The sequence below is a fragment of the Flavobacterium subsaxonicum WB 4.1-42 = DSM 21790 genome, assembly GCF_000422725.1.
Classification (GTDB): Bacteria; Bacteroidota; Bacteroidia; order Flavobacteriales; family Flavobacteriaceae; genus Flavobacterium; species Flavobacterium subsaxonicum.
This window is the reverse complement of record NZ_AUGP01000017.1, coordinates 661,676-681,653: the sequence shown is the minus strand read 5'-3', so window position 1 is coordinate 681,653 and position 19,978 is coordinate 661,676. Positions and strand designations below refer to the sequence as shown.

Genomic DNA, 19,978 nt, shown 5'->3' with positions numbered 1-19,978 from the left:
TCCTCCAAATTCATTAAGATGATATTTAATTATAGGTCAATATAAACAGTGGTCAGTTTTAATCGGAAAAGGAGTCAATTGTGTTCGGTTTATGTACGCTAAACAATTGAATTTCTTTTAATTTCTAAGATTCTTGTGCCTAGTTTAACTCTTTTAATGAAATTAAAATATAGTTTATTAATTGACTGTGATTATTCTAATTGCAATGCTGTGTAAATTAATCTGATTGTTACCTAACAATGCGGTAGTTATAGAATTACGTTTACTATTTATCGAAAGTGAACCAAATAATAATTCATAGTTTTTTCGGCATCAAGGACTCCAAGACTTTATTATTTACTGCATTTATAAAGTCTACAGAAATAAATAATAAAATTGTTTAGGTCGGCACTTTCGAATCCCTTCTTCTCCACAAGTAAAAGGCAAAGCAGAAGAATCTGCTTTGCCTTTTTTACGTTTATTTAGTTGATAATTTAAAAGGGATATACGAGTAAAGCGCCCTTTTTGTCAAAGTCTGTTAAAAGCAATTGTGTATTGTTTACATTCAACCCACAAGGATAGTGCATTACCGAGTAGGGATCATATAATGTTTTAGCTTCGGCTCCCAATGCATCTTCAATTATTTGTTCTCCGGGGCAAGAGCCATCTTGCAGCCAGATATGTTCATGCCTGAACCCTAAGACATGTCCGATTTCATGCCTTAGAATGCCGACCCTGCTTATGGTAGTTGTGAAAAAACCTGAATCCAGCAAAAGCATTCGGTTATATTTCGGATAATGCGGGAAAAATGCCTGCGCCAAAAATTCTCCTTGAGAATTTACCTCGCGTACCATAAATAGTGCATTTTCGGGATATGCTTCCAAATCAACATATCGGTTATCTAACTGAGGCAGGTATTGGAATTTTATATTACAGACCTTAGCCCATTCTTTGGTTGCAATTTGCATAGAACGCACAGCTTCATCATATTTAGCTTTGGTACTGAATGAGCTGCGGCTTACAAAATATTTCAAAACAGTTCCAGGTTGCCAGATGGCAGCTTGCCCGGTAATTGTCGTGGCCACAGTTAATTTATCGCTTTTATTACGTTCCTGCAATTGTTCTTGTTTTGAACTTAATCTTTTATAACAATATAAAAGCAATTCATAATCATCTACTCTAATATCACCTTCAATAATATAATAGGTGCGGGTCACTTCATCTTCGCCTTTCCCAGTCTTTAAATCTATTTTTGGCAGTATTCTCATAAGTTCTCTTTGCAGTTGGCGCGCCTTATAATTTCTTTGGCTGTTTAGATTTGCATAAGAAATGGTGTCAAGCTTATAATCTGTATTTGTCTCTATATAATTTTTCATGGCTGACTCAACCATGGCCTGGCCCACACTATCAGGAGCCACAACTTCTATGTTGCTGGCTGAATCAATGACAATTGCTTCATCGTCAGCACCAATCTTGCGGTCATTACATGCTGTAAGCATACATCCCAATAAGGTGATGCTGAAAATTTTTATTAGTGAATTCATAATGTACTATTGTTTATTATTATTTTTTCTTGGTAAGGTTTAAGCCGGCAAACGAAATGGTAAAGAAGAAGCCCGGTTTTTCTTCATACTGAATAAGGTCATCAAGGTTTGATATATTAGCCGGTAGCAGGTCACCTGTCTTAACACCGCCTTTAAGGTCATCACGTGGAACCTTTGAAAATCCAAACCCAACGCCTACACGCAGAAAATTTTTATAGCTGAAAAGTGCAGACAGGTATAAATTTTCAAAATCATTTTCTTCAGCACTAAACTTGTATCCTGGCCCGATGCCTACAGCCATCTCTTTTGCAACGCCGAACCTCGCAATATTCACGTTAAGTATAATTCCTGTGTTAAACATTGTTTTGCTTCGCTCGCGTGATCTTACAACATTGTTTTCAAGATAAAACTCATTATAATAATTAGAATGTGTTATGCTTGCAACCGGCACCAACTCAAGGGTCGCCCTTTTAAAATAAGGTTCAATGAGAGCAACATTAAGTATATAGGGTGCAGCACCGTTTCCGTCACGTACAAGTGACGTATTATTTTTGTCAATCTTTTCAATTTCAATTGAAATTTGAGTAGTCTTTTCAGTTACTTTAAAAGTTTCTGTCCATACTGTTAGCGTAGTAGCAGGATTGGCTTGTTTTTTAATTTCGTTTATTTTCTCGACAAGGCTGTTATTCAAAAGCCTGAATGCTTCTTTCTCCAGAGTTCCTACTCCCGATAAATCGCTTAAAGCATTGAGATCGTTCAGGAGATTAGGATTGTTAAATTTATATTGTCCGTTAGGCATTGTACCGATGTCTCTTACGGCTTTTCGAAAACCCACATTACTATCATAAGCTTGCGCTTGAATTATAGACTCGGCAACATCCGAGTCTTTTATGTGTTTTTTCGCCAGATCTACTGCGTCTGATAATTCTTTAATTATAACGTGGTATTTTTGAAGCGGTGTCAGTGCTAGGAATGCGGCAACAGCACTATTCCCAACACGGCTACCTAAAATTGTACTGAAGGTAGACAATAAATCTGTAATTTCTTTTTCTTCTGCTTTAACTTCAATATCAGCTGTTTTTAATTTGTAACTGTACAAAGCCGGATTGGGGTTGAGTACAGTAATTGTAAAAGTCTGTCCTTCTTCCAGCCTGACGGATGGATTAACGACACTATGGTTTTGCGCATCAAAAACCTGGGTTGTACCTCCTGATCCATGATACACCAATAGATGATTTTGGCTCATAGCCACTAATGACATGAGACATGTCGCTGTGATAAATATGATTTTTAGTTTCATAAGCATGGGGTTTTTGTGAATATAAAATTATTAAAAAAATGTTAACAACAAAATAATTTATTAACTAAGTTTCTGAAAATTAGCAATTAACGGGTCGAATCCCATTGGAATTATCACAAAGCCTAGGGTTAAAACCTCAACATCTGTAACAAATCAGTTTTTTTACTATTATGATAATAGTCTGAATGAAATTTTTTTTATTGCGACAGGTCTTTCGGTATGACTGCTCGTTCGTGCAAAGATTTCATCAACCAATAAATATATTATATAACCTTCAGAGCTTATTATCAAACCAAAGTATACGAACGGAAAATCTCTGGATAATAATCTTTGAAATAATGGATTATATTATAAACACTATTGACTATTTCAAACTTCAAGCAAAAAATCTACACAAAGATTTCAAGATGCAGACTCCCTGTTGTTGGCAATTTAGGCGGTTTTCAGTACGAATTTATCTGGCTTTTCTACCTTTAGACGGGAAGCGGTAGCCATGATAAACGGTAAAGCTGCATTGGCCGAAATCCGTTCAATGATCGTTGTATATAACTCACCCAGCCATTCTTGACCGTCAGGATTGGTAATGATGGCATTATCGATCGCCACGGAAGGAATGGCCGGGGCAAGGGTTATGCTACAATGCTTACCAATTTCGTTTTGTATAGCTTCTGTTCTGCTTTCTAATTTCTTGGCAAAGTCTGCAGGTGGAAAAAAGGAATTCGAAAAGGTCAGCACGAGCACTGTTTTGTCCCAGGCAGCTTTGCCAAAAGCTTTGTGCAGCATTTTGATGGCCCTCATCTCGTCCGCCGAAACGCGCGTGTCTGCAAAAAAAGCCACAAACCACATCAAGTCAAAAGACTTCACATTTTCGATGATCTGATTCAGATAAGCTTCGTCATGACCAGCAACGGCAAAATCATCGCAAAGCCCCGGCGTATCAATGATGTCGTATTTAATATCATTGGTTTGCCCCGGATATTTGGTCACCTTCATCGTTTCCGGCTTTGAATCATTGACCTTGGCGACTTCTTTACCTAACAAGGTATCGATGCTGCTGGACTTGCCCACGCCTGTGCGCCCGACTAATAAAAGGGTAAATTTATTATTGCCCTTTTTGTTCAGATCCGCCAGGGTTTCATCCGCCATCTTTTTTCGCTGACCGGATTTGTCGTGATTTTCGAATGCTTGGTTTTCCATGGTATTGAGTGTTAACTTTTAATTTCGAGTAAATCCCAGTATTGACCGTTTTCCTGCCAGAAAACAGCGTATGATTTTTTAGCATCCACCCGGTAAGCACGCCCCGGTCGCTGACCGGTCATGACCCGTAAATATCCCGTCACCTGGCGATTGGTAAAAAACACCTCGACCGACTTTCTTGCGCGAATAATGCCAGGTATCCAATTCGCCATATCCCGGCTAACCTGGTAAACTACATCGAATGCATAATCATTTTTTACATAGAAAAGCAATTCGCGCAAAATGGCAGCTGACTGTACATATTTGGGATCTTGAAAGACGACTTCCTGGTTATCGATCGCTACATAACCCATTGGTTGGGTTGCTTGACGGTTGATCACATCCGCTAAAACCACTTTCCCATATTTTTCGAACAAGAATTTGGCGAGGTTTACAATCACTGCACCGCCACTGAAAATCGCATTGGCGGTCATTTTGAGCCCGAACTCCGTTAGGTCTGAAACGATGGCCCGGACGTATTTGTCACGATCCGGCGTAAGAGGCATCAAAAAGAAATTGCCCACATCACCATTATCAAATTTGAGGGAGAACTGACGGACCAAACCCTGGTCGTCATACCATAATTCACCGGGAAAAAACTTTAAGAATTCGGAAACTTGCCCAGTGCCATACCTGACGTTATTGAAAATAACCGTTTCCGTATTGCACCTGAGGTAAATAAGATTATTCATGGCCATCACTAGAGTTACTCAATTTTATCGGCAATCTGTTTTTTGATATTTTCGAAGATTTTTTCCAACCGGGACAGGTTCTTTTTAAACTCGTCCAATTCGGTTGCATAGGTTTTCGCCAATTCACTTTTGGAGGAAAAATTGGTTTGTAACTCTGCCAGACCTGCACTAAAAGATTCGAAATAAGCCGTGATCTCTCCTTCGAGCTGGCTGGAAAAATCATCAACCTTTTCGTGCACTTTTTCCCGTAGGGTGCTTGAAAATTCTTTTGAAACCTGTTCAAAAAGATCTGTCGCCAATTCCAATAGATTATTCCGGGTTTCTTCGCGATTGATAAAAAACCAGTAAGCACGCACTCTGGCGGCTTCCAATTGTTTTTTGATATCGGTAAAGGTCGTCAATGCGCCCTGGAGCATTTTGGTAATCGGTAAAACAGGTGTCACCAAATAGTCTTGCTTACGCCGGAATACTTCTTTGGTCTCCAAAACCAATTCCTCCTTGATTTTTTTCTGTTCCTCTTCCAGCTTCTTGAATGATTTCATGACCTCGGCCTCGCGAACGGCATTCCGCAATCGCACATACAAAATATGTTTAAATTCGTGCGCGCTGAGTTTAATCGCCTTATTTACGCCGACCTCGGTTACCCAGATCGCATATTCGGCGGCCGCATCCCGGACAACATCTTCATGCAGAGCCATGAGTTCAGCGTCGATATCTTCAAATAACTTTTCCTTCTGTTTTTCGAATCCTGCTAAAAGTTCGTCAACATTTGTTTTCACCGCTTCGATCCGCTTAATACGGGCGTTCAAGCCGTCTATACCTAATTCAGCATCATTAATCTGCGCTTCTTTTTGGGTGATCAGGATCCGCTCGCCTTCCAGTTTTGCGTTACCGATGGCCAGAATTTTAGCGGCTGCGTCACCCAACACGGCACTGCCTTTTTCGTTCATGATGTTTGTGCCGATCGCAGTAATGAATTCATCGATATAGCCCCTGGCTGCAATTAGTTCAGGTTGTATTTTCTTTTTGAAGAATCGCTCATCCTCAGTGAGCTCCATACCGTTATCGGTTTTGTCTTTAATCAATGCGGCCAGCGCCGAAAATGGATGGACCTTTTGCCCGTCCAATAAATGACGTTCCTGAAATTCGGGGTCATTTTTCATATTCAGTTCGATATGCGCTGCAATGTCTTTTGGATCTTTGACCAAATCACACTTGGACGCCGAAAAAACCAGCCGTGTGGCGGGTATATCAGATAAGTACTTGTCGATAAAGTCGTAGTCCGTCCGGTGCATGGGCGAAGTGGAGTGGAAAAGATAAAGTACGGCAGAAGATTGATTGATAAAGTCAGTCGCGACCCGCGAGCGGAGTTGGTTATTATCATTGATACCGGGTGTATCAACGATCACGACATTTCTTAAGGCCGCATTGTTCGTAAACAGTTCGATACTACTAACGAAAGGGGTGAAGACGCCTTCACCTGATACATAGCTATCCAGTGAATCCAATTTATCGGTAGTGTCAGTTCGTCCCTTTTCTGTGATATATTCGCGTGCATGAACGCCTTTTAAGGCCGACTTTTCTAGTTGCGGCCCGAGATAGGTATCATAATAATTCATCTTTTTGCCCGCTTCGTCGGTTACAGCCATTTCTTTGAGCGCCTCCCATTCCGATTTGGAAAAATAATGAATGACTGCCCCGGGTTGATCGCGGTATGTAATCTGTGTGAGTTTGGCCGTCCAGGGTGTCGGTGCAGCCGGGAGCACCGGGCGGCCCTCAAATAGCAGGTAATTCAAAAAGCTGCTTTTACCAGCTTTGATCTGACCACAGACGTTGACAATAAACTTTTGTTGTAGCAAATTCGACTTGAAACCCTGTAAGCTTTGCTCATCGTAATTGTTTTTACCTGAAGTACAAGGGACAAAACCCTGTTCTCCTAACAGGTCAAAAAATTGCAAAAGCAACTCTTGCTGTTCGCTATAATTTTGATTGATCTTATTCATCCAATAATTCGTTTATTTTTGCTTCAAATTGTGCCAGCTCCTCGTAAAAAGTAACATGTTGGTTTTTCAGTTTGATAATCACATCTCCGGCTATATAATTCAAAAATGCTATAGTAAAATCATGCATATAAGTATAAGACATGATCAGTTCCAGCTTTTCATGATAGATATTCCTGGTTTCAGCCGGGCTTATGCCAAGATGATAATCTATGGTAAGTAAAAAGTTGCCGATCACACCATAGTAAGAGGAATGTGCAAAGCGCTCTTTCAGGTGTTTTGAAAAAACTAGCCACTCGTTATCCTTCACATCCACCCCGCGCTCTTCAAGACACTCGATATAATCATCGACCAACTGATTGTAAAAAGAATCAAAGGCATTGTTAATGATATCGATTACTGCCTGTCGGCGGGATTCTGTGTTCGGTTTTTTGCGAAGCCAATACTGTTCGCTTTCCAAAAAACCACCACTTTTATAGTCAATAGTATAAAGTTCATTGAAAACAGGGTTGAGAATTTCTTCAACTAAGTCCTCGTAATATACCTCGGCTCGTTCACTGACTAATTCTTTAACAGCTTCATAGGTTGCATCGAGATGCTCCAATTCTTCCGTTTGCTCATCCATTTTCTCTCTAGCATAATAGAGCATTTCTGTCCAAAAACCATTTTCCTGGGCGGCCCATAGTGCTAATTCATCCGCAAATTGATCGGATTTGATCTGCGTTACTTCGGTACGTATCTCTTTTAACACTTCCATCAATGAATCGTAATAGACTAAGGCTTCATCTTCTTCATCGATGTCCCGGAGTGGCTCCCGGTAAATGACCTGGTCCTGTTCTTTTAAACTGATAAACCCATCACCACAATTCATACTCAAGTCTTTCCCTGCATCTAAAAAATCACTCATTTTTTTGAGCGCCTTTTTCTTGACACCAGCGTTGTAGGTGAGATCCTGTTGGTAAGTCAATACATTTAATGCGGAATAGGGAAAGACCAGGTAAAACGAAAAGTCGCCGCTAATTTTTGAAATAACTTGCGCCCGCTGGCTGGGTGCCAGGTCATCGATGCGGTTGATCACTGCAATTACCCGTTTATTTTTGATATTCCGGAGCAGGCCAAGCTCGATATCATTTACGGCGCCCTTACCAGCATCAAATGTCCAAAGCAACAAATCGGCTTGATCCAAATAATCACGCGTAATTTCATCATCCCGAGTCGACATGGATGAAAAACCGGGCGTATCAACGATCTGGAAATCCTTAATAAAAGGACAAGGATATTGGACTTCAAAATGACTGACATTGTCATCGCTTTCGCCCGCTAATGCACCCTTGTGCTGATGAGCGCCCGTCTGGATATATGCTTCATAATTGATCTCTAGGATGGTGCCATCTTTATCATGTTGAAAGATTCGGAACGTATTCCCGTCCTTGTAGGTAAGGATCGTGATCTTTCGTGTGGCACTCTTATCGGCCATGATCAGGAATTCCGAGCCGATCAAACTATTGATCAGGGACGATTTCCCGGTATTAAAACTTCCAACGATCCCAATGACCAATGGCAAATCGTTGGTCGATATTTTTATGAAATTTTGCTGAAGTTTCGCTTGCACGGCTGAGAATTGATCATATTCGGTTTGAGCGTCGTAGGCGCTGCCATCGCGGTAACCGATGCGTTCCAGAATATTCATATATTCGAAACGCAGACGCTTAAAATATTCCAGCTGCAGAAAATAGTTGGTTAGATTTTCCATAATCGGCTCAGGTGTTCTTTTTTAAATAGTCAAGGTCTGCTGCCAATAATTCCGCAGATTCACTGATGGTTTGTCGTTTTTGGCGTACCGCTTTTTCCACCCCTGCTAATAATTCTTCTTTGGCTTTAAGCGGGTCGAGAAATTGCGATTGCAGTTCTTTATTTAACTCATGGCCGATCAGATCAAAAATATGACTCACGGCGCTGCTCACTTTCCCGGTCAATGCTTTGGACAATTTAGGATTCAATAGTTGGGGTAATACCGCAGATTTTACCTTTTCCAACGGGTTAAGTTCTTTGACCATCTTTCCTACAGAGCCAGCGATTCGGCCAAATGTTTTTAGGAAACCTTTGTTAACCAGATTTTTATCGCTGTTGAATACCTGGTCAGCTTCCTGGGCGAGCAACACGCTTGTTCCAGCGATTGCTTCCCCGGTGTTGATGAAAGCTGAGGAGCCTGGAACCACCCAAGCTGTTAACGCAAAAGTAGTTGCATTGGTAACCAGGTCTGCGATCTCGCGTATGCCTGAAGTTTCTCTTTCAATCAGCGTTCTAAGAATAGAATCCATGTTAACCGAATGACCGCCCATACCCTGAAAGGTGATCGTTTTAAGATCAGCCATGCCGAGCTCTATATTTTGCCGAACCTCGTCCGTCATTCCTGAAACCAAGTCGTCGTAAGGTTCATGACGGGCCAAGCAAAAACCGATTAACCCGGTAAATTCTGTGACAATACTTCCGACTTTGCTGGTCGTATCCTGTTTGATTCGCTTAAAGCTTTTTTGAAAGTCTTCGATTTGTCTCTCCAGTAAACCAATCTCTGTTTTGTGTTGGGTAATGGTTGTATGTAGTTCTTCTTGGCTCCAGTCTAAAGCTGCCTGACGCGCTTCCAACAAACTAATCAAATGTTTTCGTTCCACATCAAGCAATGTAGCCAATCGTTTTCTTTCGATATTTTGTAAATAAAGCGGTAGCTTCTTGTCCAGGATATTCCGAAGTTCTGCGATACCGGAAGCGGCATATTGTTCTTCGTTCAATGTGTCGCCACCATGGATTGCAGCTAACGCTTCTTTGGCAGATACGGAAAGCACTTTAGGGGTTGTTATAAAGGATTGAAGCGAAACTGTAACTCTTTCCTTTACTTCTTGCAAGGCCTTACCTGGCAACTGATCGGCCCTGGAGATTACAAAATAGATCTTATCCAGTAAGTCCTGTGGAAATTGACTCAGGAAATTGATTAGCGTACGGGGAAGATCACCTGAATTGGGGTTAATCACGACAAAAGCGATATCCACTTGTGGTAAATAACCATAAGTGATATCGTCATGCGTTTCATTGATAGAGGCAATCCCAGGTGTATCAATTAGTAAGAGGTTAGGCGTGGTAAACGATAAGTCCTTTAAGCCGACAAAGACTTTCTTATTCATGTCAGTGTCTGTGATATGATCGGCCAGCGCTGCAAAACTGATCGGTGACCGACTTTCTTGGCCATTTTCACTTGTACTAATCACGAAAGCTTGGTCTTTATCCGCTTGTGCGATCTCAGTGACCAAAGCTGTTGTAGGTACGTCAAATGCCGGTAGCAATTGACGTTGTAATACGGCGTTGATGATGGTCGTTTTCCCGGCGTTGAATTCGCCCAAGAAAGCGGCGCGGATCGGGTATTGACCGCTATGTAGTTCAAGCAGCCCTTTCTCCAGTTCTGTTAGTTCGTATTTGCGGACGATCTTCAGGAGACTGTTCAGGAGTTCCTCATTTTCGATAACCATGATGTGCGAATAAGATTTAGTTTCTTTTGTGATTCCGTTAACAAGATAAGTATATACTATATCATCAGAATATTATCTATTTATGATTTTTATTGCAAAATGGATTTAGTAACTATATTTAATTAATCAGGAAGATTGTGCTTTGTTTGATAGTTTTATTTGTTATTGTCAAATTCATAAGTTGTAAAAAGGGAGCGAGCACTTGAAAGCGGCTACTACTAATACAAAACCACAAACGATAAATACTTATCAGGTTTATATGTTTGACTATGAGGCTAATATATTTTTTTTTTGTTTAACATAAAATACCTATTAATAGGTATTTTTTAGATTATTTACACTACTTGAATAAATTTGTATCTCCAAATATAATACTAGTTGTGAATAGAGGTAAATGTTGACTATTGCGGGTGAAAACCACTGGTAAGTCTTAAGAAGCGAACGTCCATTTGTTCAAATTTAAATGCAAAATATATGTCCCTTTATGATGTTAAAGTTTGGTTACACAAAACAAAAGTTGAGTAAAATGCCATTTTGCTTTGCCCATCAAATGAATCACCATTGCTTAGTAAATCTCGTCCTGAAATATTAATGCGATTAAATCGTCATTATTGATCAAGCGCAATCAAGAAAACTATTCAAAGTTTTTAAATAACAGAATGTGTAACTTTATTCCGCATATACCACCAAGATATATAGTAATAGAAGATAGTAATCGATAGTTTGAAATTTAGCTGGGAAGTTGCAAATTTGTTTCCAAATCCTCCTCAAAATAGTTCGACATTTGTTCGGGCAATGCTACCAATCTTTTCAATGACTTAGCTCAAAGTAATTAAATTATATTACAGTGTCAATCTGCATAAACATTTTGTATATAAATAATTACTTTATGCTTCGAAGTAAGTGAAGTTAAATAATTTACGGTTTTCCGTAAAATTTAATACTTTAATTATTATATGTTTATCATCTAAAATAAAATATGATAAACTTTTAAATAAGGCTTGTGTTAACATATTTTGTAATATTGTAATACACACTATATGTATTTTTCTTTTAGGAATATTTTAAGTATTAACAATCTATAAATTTAAGCTATGTGGAGTGATAATGAATCATTAGCAGATTATATTGACTATAGTCATTTAATTAAAGCAGTAACAGGTATTATCGATAATGATGATTTATTACCATGCAGCATTGGGATATATGGAGATTGGGGAAGCGGCAAGTCAAGCCTTATGCGTATGACTGAAGCGAAGTATGAAGGACAGGATGATATTTTAGTTATAAAATTTAACGGATGGTTGTTTGAGGGTTATGAAGATGCCAAAACTGTCTTGATGGGTCGAATTGTTGACGAAATAATTGCCAAAAGAAAATTTACCGATAAAGCCCTCAAATATGCTGCTAAATTATTGAAACGAATCGATTGGATTAAAGTGGCAGGATCAACTGCAAAATATGGTTTAAGCTATTTGACTTTAGGGCCTCTCGGAGCAGCCGGAGTTTCAGTTACAGATGCGCTAACGAAACTAAAGGAGTCAGATTATGAAAAATATATAAATGAAAGACAAGAAAAGCCAGAACAAGATGAGGATGAAACTTTACGAAGTAATATTCAGGAATTCCATAAAAATTTTGAAAATCTGATTGACGAAACAAAAATCAATAAGATAATAGTGTTCATTGATGATTTAGATCGATGCTCTCCTGATACGGTAATTGGTACTCTTGAGGCAATAAAGCTTTTTTTGTTTACCAAAAAAACTGCTTTTGTAATTGGTGCTGACGAGCGTTTAATAAAGTACTCTGTGAGACGTCGTTTTCCTGAAGTCCCAGGAGATAACATGGAAGTTGGAAGAGACTATCTTGAAAAGCTAATCCAATATCCAATCAGAATCCCACCTCTAAATACTGTTGAACTCACAACTTACATTAACTTGCTTTTCTCGAAATTGTATTGCCCATCGGGAAGTTTTGAGCCAGCACGACAAGGTATTATTAATGCAAAAAGAACAAAAGGCTTCGATTTCGTCTTTGATCAAAGTAATATAGGGGATTTTTTTGCAAATACAGGGGAGGAATTTAATGACGCAATTGCCCTTTGTTCTCAGATCGTCCCTGTTTTAAGCGTTGGATTAAATGGAAATCCGAGACAAGCTAAACGATTTCTTAATACGATGCTAATTCGTATCAGTATGGCGGATGCAAAAGGAATTCAATTAAAAAAGAGAATTCTTGCCAAATTAATGTTATTGGAGTATTTTAAACCTGAAACTTTTGCTCGATTTCATGATCTGCAAGCACATAATAATGGCAAACTTGATTTGTTGAAGATATTAGAGCATTCAGGTGATATTCAAAAAAACACAGAGACTGCCAATCTTTCACCTGATCAAAAGTTGTTAAGTGAAGATTCATGGATTGTTGACTGGATTAATAGTTCGCCAAAAATTTCAAGTGAAAATTTACAACCTTATTTTTATTTTTCGCGAGAAAAATTAGCATCAACAACTTTAAATCTTCAAAGGATGACGCCCGCAGCTCAGGAAGTTCTGCAAAAGCTTCTCGGAGAATCAAAATCCCTAAGATTGAGTGCAATTAAGACGGTGAAAAACCTCTCTTTAGGAGAAGTGACGTCATTGTTTGAAGTGCTCGTACAGAAAGTCAGACAAGAAGAAGATTTATCATCAGAAAATTCGCCACTAAAATTGATTTTTGACATAAGTAGAGAACAGCCAGAATTAAAATCTCAATTAATTACTTTTCTAAATGCATTTCCAGAAAGCAAATTACCGATGACTACTGCGACACTCGCTGACAGCGTCTTAAAAGATTCACATAGTGAAGCATTATCAGATTTATTAAAGAAATGGACTTTGTCTGGTAGTAAAGCATTAAAAACTGCAGCAAAACAAAAACTCAAATAATGTATGGGAACCTCTGCATCAAATGGTGGACCTCGTGGTTCTTCACCACTTTTACCCGACTGGTTTTCTTCTACTGCCCCAGCGGGAGATAATAATCCTCCTGCTGAGAACCCAATGCCAAGTAATAACCCAGTACAAGATACAGCCAATAGTCCTATAGTATTACCAGATAAATCTTCAAACTGGGGTCAGGCAAAAGGTGCATTAACAAGGCTAACGAATGGTACTGGTGGTTCGTCACGCCAAAAAGCATCCCGTAATTATGTTAAAAGTCTTGGAGGCGCGCGAGGTGCCACTAAGGCTTCAGCGCAAGGCGTACGTACAGGAGTGTTGTATAGTGGCTTTTTGGGTTCTCTAGCCTCTTCAGGTGCAACCAATACCTTTTCCAGTTACGGCCTTCAAAATTTGATAGGTAAAAGTGCAGAAGAAGTTTGCGCAGGTATTGTTAATGCAATCGCTCCAAACGGGTCAACAAATGATGAAGCAATAGCGCGTGAGGCCCTAATTGAAACTTTAGATTCGTTATACACGAAGCTATTGGAAAATGGGGATGTGAACAATACTCTTGATAACCTCACTTCTGAACTAATAAAAGAAACATTAATTGAATATGTAGGGAATTTTATCTTCACCAAATGGATGTATGAATTAGGCAGTGCAATTGAAAAAGGAAATATATCTGAGCGAGAAGCAATCAAATTAGAAAAAGAAGTAAGGGAATTTATTATAAACGAAACCGTGGAAAAATATAAGGATGTGTCTATTACAGAAAGTGTTGATAATCAAAGTACAGAAACTATAATAGAAGAAATATTTCAAACCGCATATTCAATACTAGAGTTATGAGTAAAAGACATATAATTGTAAAGCATAACAATGCAGATACGTTCCAAATAGTTCCTGGTAATAATGAAAGTGTAACAACACTATCACTTGACCCTTTAGATCTGAACAAAATGCTCAAATCCCACATTTATGATGATTTAAGGACGTTAGGTTTTACGCCTGAAAATACGGCATATGATCTTTTACATATTGCACTGGCAATTTACACTGCTGATCAAACGGTTTCAAGGCAAACTAATGGATTTCAAGGGTGGAGCAGATACCTGACTGTTTATTTTCCTGTGAACGATAAAGCTTTGTGGGATAGCGTTAAGGAGATGCTTGAGAACTATATCGGTTTTCTCAGTGGGGATAAATGGGCCTTCGAATTTAGGCAAAACGAAACTATCCGAACATTTCAGCACCAGTTGGTCCGGAATCCGGAAAATTACACAAAAGTCTCACTGTTGTCAGGGGGACTAGACTCTTTCATTGGGGCTGTTGACCTTTTAAGCGACAACGAAAAACCCTACTTTATCAGTCATTATAAAACTGGTACTGAAAGTAGCACGCAAGTAAAGATTTATAATGCTTTGGAAACAAAATTTGGAAAAGGATCATTTAAGGGGCATAAGTTTTATGTTCAACCGAATCAGCAAAACATTTTGGCTGAGAAAGAAAATTCTTCCCGAGCCCGTTCCTTACTTTTCATATGTTTAGGCTTAACTTGTGCAAATTGTTTAGGTGATACAATTGAAATGATCCTTCCCGAAAATGGTTTAATTTCTTTAAACATACCTCTAACAAAAACTCGTTTAAGTAGCCACAGTACCCGTACTACTCACCCGTATTTTGTGGATGGGTTAAATAAAATTATCAGTACACTAGGAATTCGCAACAAAATCACTAACCCTTATCGTTTTAAAACGAAAGGAGAAATGATGGTAGAGTGTAAAGATGTAGCTTTTTTGATGACACATGACCATGAAACTATATCATGCTCCCATCCTGAAAACAGTCGCTATGCCGGTATGCCTCCAGGTCTTAATTGTGGATACTGTGTGCCCTGCATAATCAGACAGGCTGCTGAAAACAGGGCAGGAAATATTAAAACCACTTATGCTATTGGTGATATTAGGCGCACACCGCCTTCACAACGAAACCGTAAAGGTTCTGACTATCGTGCTTTCAAGTTGGCTTTACAGAATTTAACAACAATTACAAAACCACATTCATTAGCTTTGCAAATAAATCGATCCGGTCAAATCCCGTATAATTCAGAAGCTGAATTATTAGAATATGTTTCTGTTTATAAACGCGGAATGGATGAAGTTAAACTTTTTTTAGATAGTTAAAATGTTATTTGACACCCATTTTCATTTAGACCTTACAGCAATGCCTGACCAAACTGCCAGGGCAATTGAAAACGAAAAAATTTATACGATTGCAGTAACCAATTTACCGCAATTGTTTCTGAATACAGAAAAGCTTTGTAAGGGTTATAAGTATATACGCCCTGCTTTGGGCTATCATCCTGAACTTGCAGCAAAATATAATAATCAACTTGCATTATTTGTTGACCTGATTGACAGAACCAGATATATTGGAGAAATCGGATTAGACAATCAAAAGAAAGGCCTTGAAGATTTTAAGCAACAAGCCAAAATTTTTGAAAAGATAATTAACGTTTGTGCCGACAATAAAAATAAAATTTTGACACTTCACTCCAGAAAGGCTGAAGAACAAGTTATATCAACAATTGGTAATAATTATCCGGGAAAAGTAATAATGCATTGGTATTCTGGGTCGCTCAAAGAGCTGGAAAGGGCACTTTCTTATGGTTTTTATTTCTCAGTGAATTATAATATGACAAAATCAGCAAACGGAAAAAAAATCATACAGAAAATCCCTATAGAAAGAATTTTGCTGGAAACGGATGGGCCTTTTACATCATTCAATAACCAACCATTTTCTCCAGCCATGTTACCATTAATTAGAGATGCTGTATGCAATATAAAAGATGTTTCTTTTACAACTTGTAACAACTTTCTTCACACTAATATAAAAAAATTACTTGGCGAATAGTATTGTTATAATATTATAAACAACATGAAGTATTAGGGTAATCTCCCATCTGGTATTGATTTAACATCTAATTGAATGATAATCGACAACTTAAATTTCCCATTGTAATTTTAATATTCTTAACCGACACATTTTGAATACATTGCTGTTTTATTAATGTTTTAAAGCATATTTGGTACGCCAATTATGCACGAAGCGACACGGTTCCACATATTAATAATCAGCGGAGCCTCATCAAGTATCTTTTGAAGTTGTATGTCAGTCAGCTCAATGGATTTGTCGCTTTTCAGATCCTGAAGGGATAACACTTTTTTGTCTTTTTTCTTTTGCTGCCGCTTTTTTTCAGCCAAAATCGGAGTAAAAATGTCTAGCCACTGCTGTGAAAAATGATAATAATCGATGTTATACTCTTCGTTAACAATTCGAGGTTCAAACATTTCCAGCACTTGCCTGATTAGTTTCCGACGGGGCAGGTTCTTATCAGCTAGTTTCAATTGTTTGCCTAAAATGACCTTAGCGACCTCGATTGCTCTTTTACGTTTGCTGGGCAGCATATTGATTTCATTATCCAGGAGTAATTTGATATAACGATTAAGTTCTTGCTGTACGGTATCCGACCAATTCATTTCCCAATGTTCGGTGCTGGTCATGTGATGCCTCAATTGTGAACACACCTCGCCGAGTTCAACAGAGATTTTTTCATCAGCATCAATAAAATACCACCGCGGTGATATAACTTTGGTTCCCTTCACCGCCAAAAAGATCCATGGACTTTGTGAACGGGCAATACTTAGTTTTACTTTTACGCTGGCATCTACATTTTTCCAGGTTTCATAGGTTTTAAGGTCAATTAGAGTGTCATCTCCTTCATAAAGTTTATGGACACTAGTAAAAGCGTCCTGAACTCCCGCCCATAAGTATTCTTGATCTTTATTTTCCTTTATCGCCTGGATCATTTCTTCTGGACGAATGACCTCGTCCAGGTGTTGTCCCATGATCTCATCGGGTATGGTGAAGTTCGATCCAATCAGACTTTCAGTATCAAAAGAAGTCTTAATGAGACGCTTGTCGGAACGCAGTGCAAATTCGGCGCTGTCCAGCGGCCAGTAAACTTTGACCTTGGCGTGCGGACTGTCAAGCCGATCAATGCGACCGATACGTTGTTCAGCAATCCGCAAAACGCTCGGCATATCAAGGAACATTAAAGCCGAGGCTTGCTGGAGGTTCACACCTTCAGCCATAGAGTCCGAACACAACGCAAGGATATTTTCACTTGAAGAACCCAAATCAAACTTTTTAAGGATACTTGTCACTGTTGTTTTAGTGGAGGCACCAGTAACCACGTAATGGTCGATGCCGTTATTAGGATAGTGAGTGCGAATCAGTTTTCCCAAAAAGTCGAGTGTTAGTACTGTGCTATCAAACGCAAGTACTAAAGCATGCTGTTTAAATAGTTTAAGGAGTTCACCGACTTTTTTTAATTCCCTTGAAAGGCTTAGCTTAATTGATAATTGCGCGATCTCCTCATATATTGCAGCCTCCTCGCGGCAAGCGCGCTGGTAGGAATCCATGTCAGTTAGCCATTCTGGACAGACCTGTTGCAGCTGGTTTTTCGGCAATGATTTGCTAATCTTGGCGATGGTGGCAATGACGTTACCCGACTTATCTTTGCCCGACTTGAATTTGTATTCTTCCAGTGCGGCATCGGTACCCTTTAGATGTTCAAGCAAAGCGGCTTTGGAAGAGCGCATTTTCGCCTGGATATTATATTTAGATAAAGCTTTGGCAGCTCGTAACCGCAAATCTATATGGTATTGCTCGTCTTGGGTTTCTAAGTCATCAGGCTTCATGATTCTTTGCAAATATATCAATCCCTTCAATTCTCCTGCAAGCCTGTTAATCCCTTGGGCTATGCGCTGATCCTCTATTGTTTCGCCTGTCTTATAGGTCTGAGGGACATTTTCAGGATAACGGCAGCGATTACCTCTCCGGTTGACGTAAAGTTCAGGCTCACGGTCTATAAGTTTATTAAGCTGTGTTTTAGTACGGCGGACAATGAATTTTTCGATATAAGCCTTAAGTGCAGCAAATTGCGGAGAATTACTATTAATGTGGCGCTGTCGTTTAAGCGCTTTAAAGTCGTCCAGTTCCTGGTCGCCCAAATTATCTACACCCAGCAGTTCAATAAGTCTCATTAAATCTTTCGGCTTTTTATTAATCGGGGTGGCAGTGGCCAAGATAATATTGTCAGAAGTATGTTCCGCTACACTCATACTCCGAAAGGAGTTCAAGTTTAGAAAATTGTGCGCTTCATCGACTACAAGAATGTTGGCATTGCGGATTTCCTTTAAATGTGTCCCATGGCTAATCCCTTTCGTATAACTTAATGCTCCCATAGATATCTGTCCGCTTTGCGAAAATTCTATATCTACAAATTCTTTATGCCAACTATCCTTGACCAAGGGCGGACAAATGGTAACTGCATAAGATTTATTACGCCGACCTGTTTCCCAAAGCCAGTGATAAAGTACTAATTGAAGTGTACTTATCATTTTTGTTTTACCCGAGCCTGTCGGATCAGCGATTAGTACACAACCCTGTGTTTGCAAAATATACATAGCCTGTCCAAGACCTAAGCGCTGGGAAGGCCATAATTTCAGGCTGTTAAGTTTATTATAAAGTTCCGGGATGTCATTCAGCCATGGTTTGTCTACAATTTCCGAAATCGCTCGTGCCAGCGCCTCTTGCCAAGTTACTAGTTTTAGTAAGTTTGTCAATAACTCAACAATGGTATCACTGTAAGGTTTGCCGAGCTGGTAATAATTTTCCGCAATTTGTTTTATATGTTGATATTGCTCATGTTCTAATTGTAACATTGGATTGTTCGCCAGTCTAATGTTAGCTTCATTTTGGAAGGTTAAACCGTTTTTGCTAAAATTAGAGGACCCTAAAATTGCATGTAGATCACCTATATAAATTTTGGCATGGAGTCCATCCGACAAACGAAAACATATCCGCTGAGCTTTGATTAGTTCAATTACCTTGATTACAACTCCGCCGTTTAACAAAGAATAATGCTGACCCGCCCAATACTCCTTAACGTCCTTATCCAGTTCCGCACTCTTCCATAACTTGCGCTCACGCAGTTCGGGCTCAAAACCTAATATGATCCGTACATCCTGCAAGCTGTCGAAATTAACCTTACCACCAAACAATTCAATAATATGTGCTAGCGAGGTAAATCCAGTTACCACCAAATAACGATTACTCACTGCGATATCTTCTAACACTACTTGCAGTACCGTTCGCTTTTCTGCCGAATCTTTTAGATTTAAAGGAAATAAATTGTTATCCGGCCAAACAAACAAAGGTTGTGGCGGATTATCGAAATCCATTATCTGCTGACTTATTGGAATACTGATCTTATGTCGAGGCACTTTATCAAGTTATGAATCATGAAGATAGTAATATTAATTAATTTAGATTGGTACTTGAATAAAATATTAAGTAAGTGCTAAAAGTGGAGATAAAGTTTTTTTTTACATAATTAGGGGCGATTGCCCTCTTTCGTTAACTTTGATATTAACAAGTGGTACTATTGTCTCACGATGGCTTTATTCGTTTGAATTATCTTTGTCGTTTAATCAATGAACTTACTTAATACGGCTGATGAAGAATATGTTTATGTAGCTGAAATATCGCTAATTAGCTTTAAATCTTCTAGCAAATGGTTCGAGTTTTGTACTATAAGGTGCACAGCAAAAGCCTCTGAGAAATCAGGGGCTTTTTGTGTTTTGTAAATTAATACATTAGCGCAATATATAATTAGCAGTATGTTTGGAATAAATAAAGCAAAACGAAGGGGC

Annotated in this window: 12 protein-coding genes; 4 read left to right on the top strand and 8 right to left on the bottom strand. The window is 38.9% G+C overall.

Annotation, left to right across the window (positions count from 1 at the left end; genetic code table 11):
* Positions 1 to 473: 473 nt before the first annotated feature.
* From G509_RS22755 to G509_RS0105895, 7 genes are all read right to left on the bottom strand, one after another.
* Positions 474 to 1,523: a matrixin family metalloprotease gene (locus G509_RS22755; RefSeq protein ID WP_117590914.1), complete on the bottom strand. Its 1,050-nt coding sequence runs from the start codon at positions 1,521 to 1,523 to the stop codon at positions 474 to 476.
* A 19-nt stretch (positions 1,524 to 1,542) separates the two neighbouring features.
* Positions 1,543 to 2,823, bottom strand: a complete 1,281-nt coding sequence (locus G509_RS0105920) for a hypothetical protein (RefSeq protein ID WP_131450783.1) — start codon at positions 2,821 to 2,823, stop codon at positions 1,543 to 1,545.
* Positions 2,824 to 3,255: 432 nt separating this feature from the next.
* The gene (locus G509_RS21525; protein ID WP_035738518.1) at positions 3,256 to 4,020 is read right to left on the bottom strand and encodes a GTPase; all 765 of its coding nucleotides are present in this window, start codon (positions 4,018 to 4,020) and stop codon (positions 3,256 to 3,258) included.
* Between the two features lie 11 nt (positions 4,021 to 4,031).
* Complete coding sequence (locus G509_RS0105910; RefSeq protein WP_131450782.1) at positions 4,032 to 4,751, bottom strand: hypothetical protein; 720 nt, start codon at positions 4,749 to 4,751, stop codon at positions 4,032 to 4,034.
* Positions 4,752 to 4,765: 14 nt separating this feature from the next.
* Positions 4,766 to 6,754 carry a dynamin family protein gene (locus G509_RS0105905; RefSeq protein ID WP_026990676.1) on the bottom strand — a complete coding sequence of 663 codons (1,989 nt, stop codon included), beginning with the start codon at positions 6,752 to 6,754 and terminating at the stop codon, positions 4,766 to 4,768.
* Complete coding sequence (locus G509_RS0105900; protein ID WP_026990675.1) at positions 6,747 to 8,504, bottom strand: dynamin family protein; 1,758 nt, start codon at positions 8,502 to 8,504, stop codon at positions 6,747 to 6,749. The genes G509_RS0105905 and G509_RS0105900 overlap by 8 nt, the downstream gene beginning before the upstream one ends.
* Before the next feature lie 7 nt (positions 8,505 to 8,511).
* Entirely contained in the window at positions 8,512 to 10,272 is a 1,761-nt protein-coding gene (locus tag G509_RS0105895) for a dynamin family protein (protein WP_026990674.1), read from the bottom strand.
* 1,094 nt (positions 10,273 to 11,366) lie between these two features.
* Between G509_RS0105895 and G509_RS21520 the strand changes: the two genes are divergently transcribed.
* From G509_RS21520 to qatD, 4 genes are read left to right on the top strand one after another with little or no spacing between them, the layout of a single operon-like run.
* Positions 11,367 to 13,202, top strand: coding sequence for a KAP family P-loop NTPase fold protein (locus G509_RS21520; RefSeq protein ID WP_035738516.1), 1,836 nt, complete (start codon positions 11,367 to 11,369; stop codon positions 13,200 to 13,202).
* 3 nt (positions 13,203 to 13,205) lie between these two features.
* Positions 13,206 to 14,048 carry a Qat anti-phage system associated protein QatB gene (gene qatB, locus G509_RS0105880; RefSeq protein ID WP_026990673.1) on the top strand — a complete coding sequence of 281 codons (843 nt, stop codon included), beginning with the start codon at positions 13,206 to 13,208 and terminating at the stop codon, positions 14,046 to 14,048.
* Positions 14,045 to 15,382, top strand: a complete 1,338-nt coding sequence (gene qatC / locus G509_RS0105875; protein ID WP_026990672.1) for a Qat anti-phage system QueC-like protein QatC — start codon at positions 14,045 to 14,047, stop codon at positions 15,380 to 15,382. Before qatB ends, qatC begins: the two co-directional genes overlap by 4 nt.
* Position 15,383: 1 nt before the next feature.
* Positions 15,384 to 16,112: a Qat anti-phage system TatD family nuclease QatD gene (qatD, locus tag G509_RS0105870; RefSeq protein WP_035738514.1), complete on the top strand. Its 729-nt coding sequence runs from the start codon at positions 15,384 to 15,386 to the stop codon at positions 16,110 to 16,112.
* 161 nt (positions 16,113 to 16,273) lie between these two features.
* On the opposite strand, the gene G509_RS0105865 is transcribed toward qatD, so the two are convergent.
* Positions 16,274 to 19,507: an SNF2-related protein gene (locus tag G509_RS0105865; RefSeq protein ID WP_131450781.1), complete on the bottom strand. Its 3,234-nt coding sequence runs from the start codon at positions 19,505 to 19,507 to the stop codon at positions 16,274 to 16,276.
* Positions 19,508 to 19,978 lie beyond the last annotated feature (471 nt).